Genomic DNA, 14682 nt, shown 5'->3' with positions numbered 1-14682 from the left:
GTCTCTTTTTGTGTTTAAAAGTGACGATTTGTGTCACTTTATCACCGTTTTTTAGCGCAAAATAATGGGCTCATTTTCGATTTCATTAGCTTTATCTACAGACTTCCCTGCGTAAAAGTGATCCATCACATCACCAATTTCTTTTACACCTGCCGTCAAAGCTATACGGTATTGTTTATTTTGCATGTGTTGGATAATTCGCGCGCAAATAGCCTGCCACACTTGAGCATCGGTCGCCTGCCTCATCCCACGATCAATGACAATTTCAACCTGGCGTTCACACAAGTTTAAATAAAGCAAAACACCACTATTAAATTCTGTATCCCACACACCGAGTTCAGCAAAGAGCTGTTCAGCACGTGCGCGGGTATTTTGATAATAGGCTTGGTTCGAAGGAATATGCCCTTCGATCACCACCTGTATTTCACCTACATGTCCATGTTCAGCTTCTGTCACCGCCTGAGCAATGGCCTGCTGATCTTGCTTATTAAAAAACCGGTTTGCTGCAGGCATATAAAAGAAGTGCTTCAACCAGCGTTTAAAACTTGGTTGTTGTATTTCCTGTGTTTTAGGACAGGTGACAATTTCTGTTGTTTCTGTTTTCGTTACCATGAACCTGATGCTCCCCCACCGCCAAAGCCACCACCGCCTCCGCTATAGCCTCCGCCACCAAAGCCACCACCTCCGCTACGACCTCCACCGCCCCCACCACCCGCAAGAAACATTTGAAAAATGGTTTGAGCAATAGCCGTAATCAGTAAAAAGAAAATTGCTCCACCCATCAACAGACTGGTGAGTAGACCTGCACCATTGATCAAACCCGCAACGGTACCTGCAACAGCAGCAGTTGACGCACTTAAGCGCTTACCCACAATAAAAGACGCAAATATACCTATCACCAAAATGATGAGTACTGTCGTAAAAGTTTTCTCTTTGGCTTGCTGCTCGTGTAAGGCTTGTTCCTGACGTTCTTTCAGCTCTTGGGCTGCTTGAGCGGCAACTTCAGGATCTTGATTTAAAATATGGGTTATTTCTGTTAAGCCAGCATCAATGCCTTGAGCATACTGAGCTTGCTTAAAATATGGTGTGATTTGATTTCGAATAATGCGACTAACGATGATATCGGGCATGATTCCTTCCAGCCCATAACCCGTCAGGATTTGAATTCTGTGATCATTCACAGCAATCGCCATCAATATCCCATTGTCATGTTTTGCTGAACCGAGTTGCCATTTTTCTGCAACACGCATGGCGTAATCAAAAATATCTTCTTGACCTGTGGTTGGCACAATCACGACACCAATTTGTGCCTTACCTTGTTCGTGCAACTGTAGAATTTTCTGACTAATGGCTTGCTTTTCAGCAGCCGAAAGTAAATTTGCCTGATCAACTACCGGTTCATTTAGCGTCGGCAAGCCACGAATCGACTCGCCATCTGCCATATCATTGGCGATATCCGGCTGCTGAATTTTGATTTCAGGCTGTGCTGTTGTTTCTTTTTGTGTAGCTGACTGCTGATCTTTTAATATTTTACCGACAACAACTGTTTCAGCATCTACATCTGTAGCGGTGGCAGTTTCTGCATGTGTGAAACCCACCACACACAATAAGCATGCTAAAACCATGCGCTGCAACCACAACAAACCTGTATGTTTTAGCTCAAAATCCACCATCAGCCCACCTCACAATGCAGTGATGCCAATTAATTAAAATCAACTTTCGGTGCAGTTTGTGCACTTTGCTCTGCACTAAAGTTAGGCTTGGTATCCATACCAATGACTTTAGCTGTCATCACTTGCGGGAACTGGCGTGCATAGCCATTAAAGTCTTGTACCGTAGTAATGTAGCGATTACGTGCGACAGCGATCCTGTTTTCAGTGCCTTCAAGCTGTACCTGTAAATCACGGAATTGCTCATTGGCTTTTAAGTCTGGATAATTTTCCGAGACTGCAATTAAACGAGAAAGTGCGCTGGTCATCTGCGCTTGAGCTTCTTGATATTTTTGGAACAGTGCTGGATCTTCCAAAACTTCCTTATCCACTTTTAAGCCTGCAACATTGGCACGTGCTTGAGTCACTTCAGTCAGTACTTGTTCCTCATGTTTCGCGTAGCCTTTCACGACATTGACAAGATTAGGTACCAAATCTGCACGGCGTTGATATTGGTTTTGCACCTCAGACCATGCTGCTGTAACGGCCTCGTCTTTGACTTGTAATGTGTTATAGCCACAACCACTGAGGGTCAATGTACTGACTAATGCGATTGCGAGCATGCTTTTTTTCATTGAACTCATAACCCTTAACCTCAAGTATTTATTTGTAATTGTTTAAATAAATTCATTCTAACCTTATTTTTCGAATGAATTATGTATTTTCTTTGTGATTAAACTGATCTACTCGAAAAATATTTAGCATTAAAAAAAGCCCACAACTCGGGCTTTTTTATCATATTGAATTAACTATACAATTGCGGTGTGATTTCAGTCTGAAAACTTTCCATTTGATATTCATCAGCAAGGCGTTCTTTCCAATATTTCACGATCTGACTGTAATCAATTTCGCTCGGATGGAATTCTGCTTTGTAATATGACAAATATTCTGGCGTCAATTGAATAAACATTTTTGCCAATAAATACGCCCCGAAAATATTTCCGCCAATCTTCGGTAAACTTTTTTTCTTATCCTGCATAAATAGCTTAGTTGCAGAATAAAACGTGAGACTAGCAAAACCTGTGGTCACACTGCGCATAATCATGCGGCGTATTTTGTCATCTCCATAGACATGTTGATATACATCAAATGCCACTGCGCGATGCTCAATTTCTTCAATCGCATGCCAAACCCAAAGTTTCACTGCATCATCATCTAAAGTACTCAGTACTTCAGGATGTCTTAAAATATAGCCGCCAAGTAAAGCGGTAAAGTGTTCAAATGCACAGGTAATTGCCAACTGTATTTTTGGATGTAAGTTTTTTACATAGCTGTCTTTACGTGCCAGCCATGCTTGGAAACGATCTAAATTATAGGTTTCACTGCGCCAAGCATCGTTAAATTCAGCATGGGCTTTGGAATGCATCGCTTCTTGCCCAATGAATGCTGCGATCTCAGCTTGTAATTTTTCATCACTGACTTGATCGCGTACATTGCGCACGCTATGCACAAAGAATTGCTCACCAATGGGAAAGGTCGATGACAATGCCGTCAACAAATGAGACATCACCGGTGAGTTGGCAAAATAATGCCGGCGAATCGCTTTAGGATTGAATTGTGCTCGACGTACCGTAATGCCTATGGCTTTAGGACGATTTAAATATGCTTTTTGTGTCGTCACTTGCGTCATGGTCGCTTCCTAAGATTTAGATCATGATCGCAGTATGTAATTCCTAAGCTCTTTCACACATGGCAAAATGTGCTAGCACATTTGCATAATTCACCATTCTAAAGCGCTGTCTGACAACTTTTCAGCGTATTTATCTGCAAAATCCATTTACTTGTCATTTGAGGTAAATTCCAAAAAATAAAAACCCGCCGAAGCGAGTTTTTTGAATAAATCCAGTTCAATCACTGGCATGTCATGACTTAAACATCTAAGTAGTCAAGAATACCTTCTGCAGCTTGGCGACCTTCCCAGATTGCGGTTACCACAAGGTCAGATCCACGGACCATATCACCGCCGGCGAAAATTTTCGGATTCGATGTTTGGAACTTAAATTCTTGCTGTTCAGCAGCAATGACGCGGCCTGAACCATCCATACTGATGTTTGATGTAGTAAACCAATCTGCGGGGCTGGTACGGAAACCAAAGGCTAGCAATACTGCATCTGCTGGTAAAATTTCTTCTGAACCCGGAACTGGTTCAGGGCTACGACGACCGCGACTATCAGGTGCGCCAAGCTGTGTAGTCACAACTTTAACACCCGTCACTTTGCCATTTTCACCCACAATTTCAATCGGCTGACGATTAAATTGGAAATCCACACCTTCTTCACGTGCATTTTTCACTTCACGACGTGAACCCGGCATGTTTTCTTCGTCACGACGGTAGGCACAAACAACGGATTCGGCACCTTGGCGGATCGAGGTACGGTTACAGTCCATCGCGGTATCACCACCACCCAGAACAATCACTTTTTTGCCTTCCATGCTGATGTATTCAGATGGATCTTTTTCCCAACCTTGCGTACGGTTCACATTGGCAATCAAGAAATCCAGTGCATCATGCACACCAACAAGGTCTTCACCCGCGAAACCGCCCTTCATGTAGGTATAGGTTCCCATACCCATGAATACAGCGTCGTAATCAGCCAATAGCTGATCTATCGTCACATCTGTACCAATTTCGGTATTTAGACGGAATTCAACACCCATGCCCGAGAAAATCTCACGGCGACGTTTCATTACGTCTTTTTCCATTTTGAATTCTGGAATACCAAATGTCAGCAAACCACCAATTTCAGGACGCTTGTCAAATACGACTGGCTTCACACCATTACGTACAAGAATATCTGCACAGCCAAGGCCAGCAGGACCTGCACCAATAATCGCAACTTTTTTGTCTGTCCACTTAACGTGTGACATATCTGGGCGCCAGCCCAATGCAAAGGCTGTATCGTTAATGTATTTTTCAGCATTACCAATGGTGACTGCACCAAAGCCGTCATTTAGCGTACATGCGCCTTCACATAAACGGTCTTGCGGGCACACACGACCACAAACTTCAGGCAAGGTGTTGGTTTGATGACACAATTCTGCTGCTTGGAAAATGCGACCTTCTGCAATCAATTTTAACCAGTTTGGAATGTAATTATGTACTGGACATTTCCATTCACAATACGGGTTACCGCAACCTAAGCAGCGGTGTGTTTGGTTTTTTGCAACTTCAGCTGTAAACGGTTTATAGATTTCCACAAATTCTGCTTTGCGGACAACTAGATCTTTTTTCTCTGGATCTTGGCGTGCTACATCCAGGAACTGAAAGTCATTATTTAGGCGCTCTGCCATGTCTCTCTCCGTGGGTAGGTGTAAGCATGTTTTGACTTACACCTGCCTATCAAATCTGCAGTAGTGGAATTATTGTGGATCAGCTTGAGTTGTTTTCAACAAAGTCTGCAAATTAGCAGCTTTTGGTTTCACAAGCCAGAATTTGCGGCTATAGAAGTCAAACTCGTTGCGGATCTTATACGCCCAAGCACTACCTGTTTCTTTAATATGTTCATCTAAGATACGGCACAAGAACTCTTTGTGTTCTTCCATCGATTCTGTAGAGATACGGTTCAATTCAATCAGTTCGTGGTTGTAATGGTCAACAAAGTCATTGTCGAGGTCAAGCACATAAGCGAAACCGCCTGTCATACCCGCACCAAAGTTATGACCCACTTTACCCAATACAGTCACGATACCACCTGTCATGTATTCACAGCAGTGGTCGCCTGCACCTTCAATCACAGCAAACGCACCTGAGTTACGTACTGCAAAACGCTCGCCTGCTGTACCTGCAGCAAACAATTTACCGCCTGTTGCACCATATAAACAGGTGTTACCAATGATTGCAGTATTTTGCGTTTGGAATGGTGAACCTTTCGGTGGGAAGATCGAGATACGACCACCAGCCATACCTTTACCCACGTAGTCATTCGCATCACCCTCTAGGCTGATGTGTAAACCGCCGGCGTTCCAAACACCCAATGACTGACCTGCAGTCCCTGTTAATTTAACTTTAACAGGGTGCGCTTCCATACTGAGGTTGCCATAACGTTTTGCAATCTCACCCGAAATACGCGCGCCAATTGAACGGTCACAGTTACCGATAGTGAAGCTATATTCACCGCCTGTGCCTGCTTCAATCGCTGGCAGCATTTCAGCTACCATTTTCTCAGCCAATAAACCTTTATCGAATGGTGCATTACCTTGTACTTCACAGTACTGTGCTTTGCCTTCAGCCGCAGGATGCGATTGGAGCAATGCGCTCAAATCAAGGTGTGCATGTTTTTCAGTTTCACCCGGAAGCATTTCCAGTAAATCTGTACGGCCAATCAAATCTTTCAGACTTGCAACGCCTAGCGCTGCTAACCATTCACGTGTTTCTTCCGCAATAAAGTGGAAGAAGTTGATCAGCATTTCAGGCTCACCGATATAGTGTTCCTGACGTAAATGATCTTGTTGTGTTGCAACACCGGTCGCACAGTTGTTTAAGTGGCAAATACGTAGGTATTTACAACCCAATGCGATCATTGGTGTAGAACCGAAACCGAAACTTTCTGCCCCAAGAATCGCTGCTTTCACAACGTCTAGACCTGTTTTCAAGCCACCATCAGTTTGTACACGGACTTTGCCACGTAGGTCATTCACACGAAGGGCTTGATGTGCCTCAGATAGGCCAAGCTCCCATGGAGAACCTGCATGGTGAATTGAAGAAAGTGGAGAAGCCGCTGTACCGCCGTCATAACCAGAAATGGTAATGAAGTCTGCGTATGCTTTTGCTACACCTGCCGCAATCGTACCGACACCCGGCTCAGAAACCAGCTTAACGGACACCATCGCCTGTGGGTTAACCTGTTTTAAATCGAAAATTAACTGTGATAAATCTTCGATTGAGTAGATGTCGTGATGCGGTGGCGGAGAAATTAATGTCACACCCGGTACTGAGTAACGTAAACGTGCAATTAAGCCATTCACTTTACCGCCCGGCAACTGACCACCTTCACCTGGTTTTGCACCTTGTGCCACTTTAATTTGAAGGACTTCTGCAGAAGTTAGATATGCAGGGGTCACACCAAAACGGCCAGATGCAATTTGTTTGATTTTCGAGTTACGAATAGTGCCGTAACGCGCTGGGTCTTCGCCGCCCTCACCTGAGTTCGAGCGACCACCAATGGTATTCATAGCGATTGCAATAGCTTCGTGCGCTTCAGGTGATAATGCACCTAAAGACATACCTGCAGAGTCAAAACGCGGCAGAATCTCTTCTACGGATTCAACTTGATCGAGTGCAATCGATTGATCTGTTTTCAGCTTGAATAAGTCACGAATCGTCGCGATTGGACGGTTATTCACTAGCTCTGCGTATTCTTTAAAGTCCGCATAATTACCAGAACGCACAGATTTATGCAGTGCATTGATCACATCTGGGTTAAATGCGTGATATTCCTTACCGAATACAAATTTCAGCATACCGCCTTGATCAATTGGTTTACGTGATTTCCACGCCAAATCTGCCAATTTTTTCAAGTCATTTTCTAGATCAGAGAATGTTGCACCTTTAATACGGCTCGGTACACCAGTAAAGCATTTTGCAACCACTTCATCAGAGAGGCCGACCGCTTCAAACAACTGACCGCCACGGTAAGAAGCAACAGTAGAAATACCCATCTTAGAAAGGACTTTCAATAAGCCTTTCTCAATACCTTTACGGAAGTTCGCTTGCACATGAATTGGGTCACCCAACAATTCGCCTTTCGCGATCAAGTCATTAATCACGTCATATGCAAGGTAAGGATAGATCGCTGTCGCACCGAAACCAAGAATCACCGCAAACTGGTGTGCATCACGTGCTAAACCAGTTTCGACAATAATGTTAGCATCGGTACGAAGACCCACATTGATTAAATAATGGTGAACCGCACCAGTTGCCATTAATGCATTTGCAGGTAAGAAGCCTTGACGAATTTTCTTATCTGACAATACTAATAGCGTTTTGCCATCACGAATCGCTTGAGCAGACTCTTCACAAATACGCGCGATAGCAGCTTCTAAGCCTTCATCTTCTGCATAGTTCAGGTCGATGTCTGCAATTTCATAACCTTTACGACCAAGGGTACGAATTTGATGCATTTTCGAATTTGACAATACAGGGCTTGAAATAATCAGACGATCTGCATGCTCTGGACCTTGTTCAAATACATTTTGTTCACGGCCGAGGCATGTCTCTAACGACATTACGATCGATTCACGTAATGGATCGATTGGCGGATTCGTAACCTGAGCGAACTGCTGACGGAAGTAGTCAGACACATGGCGCACCTGACGAGACAATACTGCCATTGGCGTATCATCACCCATTGAGCCCACGGCTTCCTGACCACTTTCAGCGATTGGACGAAGCAATTGGTCACGTTCTTCAAATGTCACCATGAACATTTTTTGTGAAGCTTTCAGGTCATCACCTTTTAAGCCTTGATCACATAAATATTCTTCTAGCTCTGGACTGCCTTGTACACGTACTGAGTTTTCACGTAACCACTGACGGTACGGACGCATACGTTTGAGGTGATTACTCACATCTTGAGTATCGAGCATTTTGCCGGTAAAGGTATCAATCACCAAGATTTGACCCGGACCGACACGGCCTTTAGACACAACGTCTTCTGGTTCATAACCCCAAACACCAATTTCTGATGCCAATGTGATGTAACCATTTTTGGTAATTACCCAACGTGCTGGACGTAAACCATTACGGTCAAGCATACAAATCGCATGACGACCATCTTGAATTACCAGACCTGCTGGACCATCCCATGCTTCCATATGCTTCGAGTTGAATTCGTAGAATGCACGTAAGTCCGCATCTAAAGTTTCAACGTTTTGCCAAGCTGGCGGAACCAACATACGTAGCGCACGGAACAAGTCCATACCGCCACCAACAAGGATTTCCAGCATATTATCTAAGCTTGAAGAATCCGAACCTGTACGGTTTACAATTGGATTCAGCTCAGTTAAACCCGGCAATAATGGGTTTTCAAATTTTGGTGTACGTGCCATTGCCCAGTTACGGTTAGCAGTAATGGTGTTAATTTCACCATTGTGCGCCAAGTAACGGAACGGCTGTGCCAAAGGCCAACGCGGTAAGGTATTGGTTGAGAAACGCTGATGGAATACAACAATGTGTGACTTTAAACGCTCATCAGCAAGATCGGTATAAAAATCAGCAATGGCTGCTGGCATCATCAAACCTTTATAGCTGATCACAGTTGAGCATAAAGTGGTTACATAGAAGTATGGGTCAGCAGTCAGCTGTTGTTCTGCACGACGACGTGCCATCACCAACTTACGGTTGAATTCAACCTCTGAAACACCCATTGGGCAATTCACGATAATTTGTTCAAATGCAGGCAATGACTGCATCGCGATTGAACCCAACGCATCGTTATTGGTTGGCACAACACGCCAAGCGATGACTTTACAACCTTCGTCTTCGATTTCTTTGGTTAAAATTTGTTTTGCATGTGCGGCTAATGCAGGGTCTAGGTTTAGAAATACCGTACCCACAGCAAAGATTTCACTCAATGTAATGTCACTGAGTTTTTTCGCTTCTTCACGGAAAAATTCTTTGGGCATAGCAAGGAGTAGACCACAGCCGTCACCGGTTTTACCATCTGCGGCAATACCACCACGGTGGGTCATACAACTTAAACTATGCATTGCGGTTTTGACGAGATCATGGCTTGCATCACCCTGCATATGGGCGATTAAACCGAAACCACAGTTATCTTTAAACTCATCCGGTTGGTATAAACCTTGAGCGGGAGCTACAGTATTAGGCGATGGCATGTGCATAGCGTACCCTTCTTTTCTTTACAGCTCTTTCGAGCACTTAACAAACTAATTTCTTGTTGCGATTCGTCTTAACTTACTCACATGAATTGTTCTGTCGAGCAAAATTATTTCTTATTCACACCCTTAAGATAAACCGAATTCATCTTAGATGCATGAATAAAAGTCAAATTTTCTGCTTTTGCAGTTCAGATCAGGGATAACGACTGGATTAATGACTTCGCACTTTTATCGAATCATTTTCGCGCCAAAACAGGGAGAAAAGTTCAATTTACGCACCAATTAAGCAATTTACATGCCAACTTGATGCGTTTTCTCCTAAGATGGCTGATTACAAACATTTTTTGGTTATAACAAATAATTTAAATTGTTCTTTTATAATTTTATGCACTTTTTCTGTGCAGTTTAGACTTTTTCTAAGACATCTTGCGCTATTTTAGAACTAATTGAATGGATCGGTTACTTCTTGCTCTACCGGTGTAGGTTTTGGACGTGGTGCATCTACACTACTTTGTGATTTTTGCACATCAATCACATTCCCTTCAGCATCACGGCGAGTCACCGTAGTACTTGTTGTTGCATTAGCTGGAGTTGTTACTGTCGCTGCAGCCGCTGCTTTTCGTGCTGCGATTTGAGCTTCATCAATTTTCGGTAAAGGCACAGACTTTAATTTAACAGCATATAACTTTTGACTCGACGACATTTCTTCCGCGCCTAAGTCATTCACATATGCTTGATATTGTTTAAATTCCACAACCTTAGGTTTAATTGATGCAGGCAAAGCAATATTGAGGCTCGACATTGCAGTTTTCGCATCATTTTGAGACGAATATGGTCCTGTTAAAATGACGTATTGCTCAGGATGGTCTTCACCAGAAAGACGTAGATAAATAAATTTGTGACGCTCAGGCTGCTTGCGTAAGAAGCTTTTTAAAATATCTTCTTCAGAAACCCGAAATAATTCAACACCATAAAGCTTGGCAGAATCCTTGATAAATTTAGTGCCGCGAAATTCTGGCTCATGTTGAGCTGTAGCAACCACACGGGTCGTCATATCCAGCGGACGTACTTCTTCATTTAATGCACCAAGATGGGACATTGCTGCCACTTTCTCTGGCTGAATTTGCAAATCCACTTCGGTTTCCGCTTGCTTTTCAACTTCAACCAATTCTTTGGTATCTGTAATCGCCCAGAAAACCAATGCAGCGAACAGACACACAGCTCCACCCACCAACCATGTGTAGTGATGAACTTTTTGCCATTGAGACTGCCGCGCTGCCATGATGTACCTACTCTGCCTGATTTGCCAAAATTGCCTGTTTCATTAATTCGACATCAAACTCTTTGGTGATGATGGCCTGACCTAATGATTTCAGTAAAATAAGTCGTAATTGCCCATTCAATACTTTTTTATCATGGGACATATACGCCAAAAATTCCTCTAGCGGAATTTTAGGGCAAACTATCGGTAATTGTGCACGTAAAATGATTTTTTTTGTACGCTCTAAATCTTCAACTGTGATCCAGCCCATACGATAGGACAAATCTGCAGCCATCACCATACCAGTTGCAACGGCTTCACCATGTAACCATTCACCATATCCCAAGTACGATTCAATCGCATGCCCAAAGGTATGACCCAGGTTTAATAACGCACGTTCGCCTTGTTCTTTTTCATCATTAGCCACAATACGCGCTTTATGAGCGCATGAACGATAAACCGCTTCAGCCAACAAAGTTGCATCGCCTGCAACTAAAGCATCCATATGCTGTTCAAGCCAAGTTAAGAATTCAACATCACCCAACAACGCATATTTGATCACTTCAGCCAAACCTGCAGAAAGTTCACGCGCAGGCAAAGTTTTTAATTGCGCCATATCCGCTAGGACCACTTGGGGTTGCTGAAAGGCACCAATCATGTTTTTACCTAGTGGATGGTTAATCCCTGTTTTGCCACCAACACTTGAATCCACTTGAGACAGCAAAGTCGTCGGTACTTGAATAAAATACACACCGCGTTGATAGCATGCAGAGGCAAAACCGGTCATATCTCCAATAACACCACCACCTAATGCCAAAACCGTACAATCGCGGTTAAAGCCTGCTTCGAGCAAGGCATCAAAAATTAAATTCAAATGGTCTAAATTTTTATACTTTTCACCATCAGGCAAAATACATGTCGCAACAGTTTTCCCTAATGCCTCAATTGCTTCTACATAATGTTTTAAATAGAGCGGGGCCACTGTGGTATTAGAGACAATCATCACTTGTTTACCCTGAACATAAGGCTCAAGTAAAGTTTGTGGATTAAGGCCACTCCCAATAAAAATAGGGTAGCGACGATCACCGAGTTCAACATGTAAGGTTTGCATGAATTTAACCTTTTCTAACGAGATATATTTTGTGAAACAATTAAATTAAAAATTTTTTGCGCAAGATCTCGCGCAGCACCTTGATTGGTTTCAATAATATAGTGCGCGACTTCACGATAAAGAGGATCACGGGCAGCCAATAAATCTCGTAGCTTTTGCTCTGGATTTTCCACTTGAAGAAGTGGGCGATTTTTGTCGCGGTAGGTTCGTTGTAACTGAATTTCCACCGGAGTATATAGATAAACAACAATACCACGTTGTTTTAAAAATTCACGATTTGGGGACTGAGTCACAGCACCACCGCCAGTCGCCAAGACCAGTTGTTTCTTTGCAGTTAACTCATCAATGACATTCGTTTCACGACTTCTAAAGCCTTTTTCCCCTTCCTTTTCAAAAATCCAAGGAATGGTCGCACCTGTTTTACGTTCAATTTCATGATCACTGTCTAGAAATTCACGTCCTAACAATTCTGCTAAATGTCGCCCTACGGTTGTTTTTCCTGCCCCCATTGGCCCTACCAAATAGATATTTGGTAGGGTTTCAAACTCTTTGCTTGGCAAGGAGTCACCTATTTCTTTTGTTAAATTGAAAATATATTAATGATTTCTGGTAACACTGTCATTAACAATTCGCGGAGTAACAAAAATTAGAAGTTCTGTCTTTTTGTCCGATTTCGTATCTTTTCGGAATAAACGTCCAACATAAGGTAAATCCCCTAAAAATGGCACTTTCGTTTGGCTTAATGTATTTTGTTGTTCAAATATCCCACCTAAGACAACTGTTTCACCATTATTTACTAGGACATCAGTATTAATCTCATTTTTATTCAGAATGATCTCGCCATTTTGTGCATATCCTGCTGGTGAGTCGCTCTTGATATTCAGCTTCATTTGCACTTTACCATCTGGAGTAATGCTAGGCGTGACATCCAAACTTAATAAAGCTTCTTTAAACTCGGTAGAAGAAGTTGCATTTGAACCTGTACCCGTTGTGGTTTGATATGGAATTTCTTGTCCCGAAGCCACTTTTGCTTGCTGCTTATCTGCAGTCAGTACTTTTGGCGTAGAAATCACCTCACCATAACCATCAGCTTGTAATGCTGATAATTCAAGATCCAACATAAAGTCAGACAAACTAATTAAGCCGAAGGCAATACGGCTTGCTCCTGCTGTCGTTACACCAAGGTCCACGTTTAAATTACTTGGACGTTGAATAGTATATTTACCATCATCATCCGGTGTTTTTAAGTCCCAAAGCGTAGTATCACTTCCACCGACCAACAAATGGTCATTTTGGTTAATTCCTTGAGATAAAATTCCCCACTTAACCCCCATCTCTTTAGTAAAGTCGGTAGATGCTTTAACAATACGTGCTTCTACCATCACTTGTTTTACCGATACATCTAAAAGATCAATCATCTTACGAATTTGATCAATTTTAGTAGAGGTATCATTAATTATTAAAGTATTAGTCCGGGGGTCAGTTGAAACTGTTCCACGTGGGCTAAGCAAACTTCCGACATTTTCACCAGAATAATCATTACTATTTGATGAGTTTGAGTTTGAGTTTGAGCTTGAGCTTGAGTTTGAATTTTTAGAATTCCGACCTTCTGTAATAAGTTTTTCGACGTCTGTTGCCTTAGCATAACTGAGTTGAATGTATTCAGTTTGAAGAGGAGCTAGCTTTACACTTTGTGCAATCGCTTTCGCTTCTTCTTCTTCCGCTTTAATCAACTCAGACACAGGCGCAATCCAAATCACATTACCATTACGACGTTTGTCCAAATTCTTGGTTTTCAACACGATATCTAGTGCTTGATCCCAAGGTACATCTTTTAAGCGAAGTGTAATATTTCCTTGAACCGTATCAGCCGCAACCATATTGATTTCAGTGAAATCAGCCAAAAGTTGCAGCACACGACGTACTTCAATATCTTGGAAGTCTAATGAAATCTTCTTACCGGTATAATGATTGGCAGCTTTAGGACGTAATGGATTCTTATCTTCCGGACGTTTCAAACTTACCGTTAATTTATTATCAGTTTGGTACGCCATATATTCATAGCTGCCCGTCGACTGAATGGTAATCACACCATTACCGCCATCATTATGTGCATCCACCGTTGCAACAGGTGTTGCAAAATCATTGACATTTAAACGGCGAGTCAAATGTGCAGGTACTTTATTGCCTAAAGTACGGATCACCACTTTACTGCCTTGCTGTTGAACATCAACGGGAGTATTTCCACCCAGTAAATCAACAACAACTTGACCTTCACCATTAGAACCACGGTGGAAACCAATATTTGAGATGCCCTGTTGCCGACGTTGTGCTACAGGCTGTACATAATTTACAGCTTGTGCAGAGTTGATTTTTAAAATAAAGGTATTACCTTCAACACGCGTGGTAAAAGCGCCAGCATTGGCTAAATTCACAGTTAGGCGCGCACGTTGTGCATCCGAACTCACATCCACAGTGCTCGCTTCAGCCGTTGCAACAGGAATTGAACTTTGTTTTAAATTTTGCTGTGCTTTATCAAAGTCTAAAACCAATCGTGATGGTTGATCGAGTTGATAAGCTTGTGGTTGCGGCGGCAAGCCATTAAACATCACGCGAATTTCAGTCCCTTGACCTGGAATTTGCATTGGTACCACATTGGTTACACTCACCTGAGCATTGGCAACTTGCATCATCGCCATTGCAACAGCCCCCATCGAAAACTGACGAAACACATGATTCATTGTATTGCCATCCCCAAAAAT

General features: G+C 42.7%; 10 protein-coding genes. All 10 read right to left on the bottom strand.

The annotated features are described in order from the left end of the window. Window positions 1-51: 51 nt before the first annotated feature. Window positions 52-612, bottom strand: a complete 561-nt coding sequence (locus tag FTU80_RS06565) for a TPM domain-containing protein (protein ID WP_180084563.1) — start codon at window positions 610-612, stop codon at window positions 52-54. After that, window positions 606-1673 carry a TPM domain-containing protein gene (locus FTU80_RS06560; RefSeq protein ID WP_180084562.1) on the bottom strand — a complete coding sequence of 356 codons (1068 nt, stop codon included), beginning with the start codon at window positions 1671-1673 and terminating at the stop codon, window positions 606-608. The genes FTU80_RS06565 and FTU80_RS06560 overlap by 7 nt, the downstream gene beginning before the upstream one ends. Window positions 1674-1702: 29 nt before the next feature. Beyond that, entirely contained in the window at window positions 1703-2293 is a 591-nt protein-coding gene (locus FTU80_RS06555) for a LemA family protein (RefSeq protein WP_180084561.1), read from the bottom strand. A gap of 161 nt (window positions 2294-2454) precedes the next feature. Continuing rightward, window positions 2455-3339, bottom strand: a complete 885-nt coding sequence (locus tag FTU80_RS06550) for a metal-dependent hydrolase (RefSeq protein WP_180084560.1) — start codon at window positions 3337-3339, stop codon at window positions 2455-2457. Between the two features lie 239 nt (window positions 3340-3578). After that, window positions 3579-5000 (bottom strand): FAD-dependent oxidoreductase, encoded by a 1422-nt coding sequence (locus FTU80_RS06545; RefSeq protein WP_078189374.1) that lies wholly within the window; start codon window positions 4998-5000, stop codon window positions 3579-3581. Window positions 5001-5069: 69 nt separating this feature from the next. Continuing rightward, a complete protein-coding gene (gltB, locus tag FTU80_RS06540; protein WP_180084637.1) occupies window positions 5070-9545 on the bottom strand; it encodes a glutamate synthase large subunit in 4476 nt (1491 codons plus the stop codon). A gap of 445 nt (window positions 9546-9990) precedes the next feature. Then, the gene (locus tag FTU80_RS06535) at window positions 9991-10830 is read right to left on the bottom strand and encodes a hypothetical protein (protein ID WP_180084559.1); all 840 of its coding nucleotides are present in this window, start codon (window positions 10828-10830) and stop codon (window positions 9991-9993) included. Window positions 10831-10837: 7 nt separating this feature from the next. After that, complete coding sequence (gene aroB, locus FTU80_RS06530; RefSeq protein ID WP_180084558.1) at window positions 10838-11920, bottom strand: 3-dehydroquinate synthase; 1083 nt, start codon at window positions 11918-11920, stop codon at window positions 10838-10840. 14 nt (window positions 11921-11934) lie between these two features. Beyond that, window positions 11935-12480: a shikimate kinase AroK gene (gene aroK / locus FTU80_RS06525; RefSeq protein ID WP_180084557.1), complete on the bottom strand. Its 546-nt coding sequence runs from the start codon at window positions 12478-12480 to the stop codon at window positions 11935-11937. A gap of 36 nt (window positions 12481-12516) precedes the next feature. Continuing rightward, on the bottom strand, window positions 12517-14661 hold the full coding sequence (pilQ, locus tag FTU80_RS06520) for a type IV pilus secretin PilQ family protein (protein WP_180084636.1): 2145 nt from the start codon (window positions 14659-14661) through the stop codon (window positions 12517-12519). Window positions 14662-14682: the final 21 nt, after the last annotated feature.

This window comes from Acinetobacter sp. YH12145 (assembly GCF_013418335.1).
GTDB lineage: Bacteria > Pseudomonadota > Gammaproteobacteria > Pseudomonadales > Moraxellaceae > Acinetobacter > Acinetobacter amyesii.
This window is presented reverse-complemented; position numbering and strand designations above follow the sequence as displayed.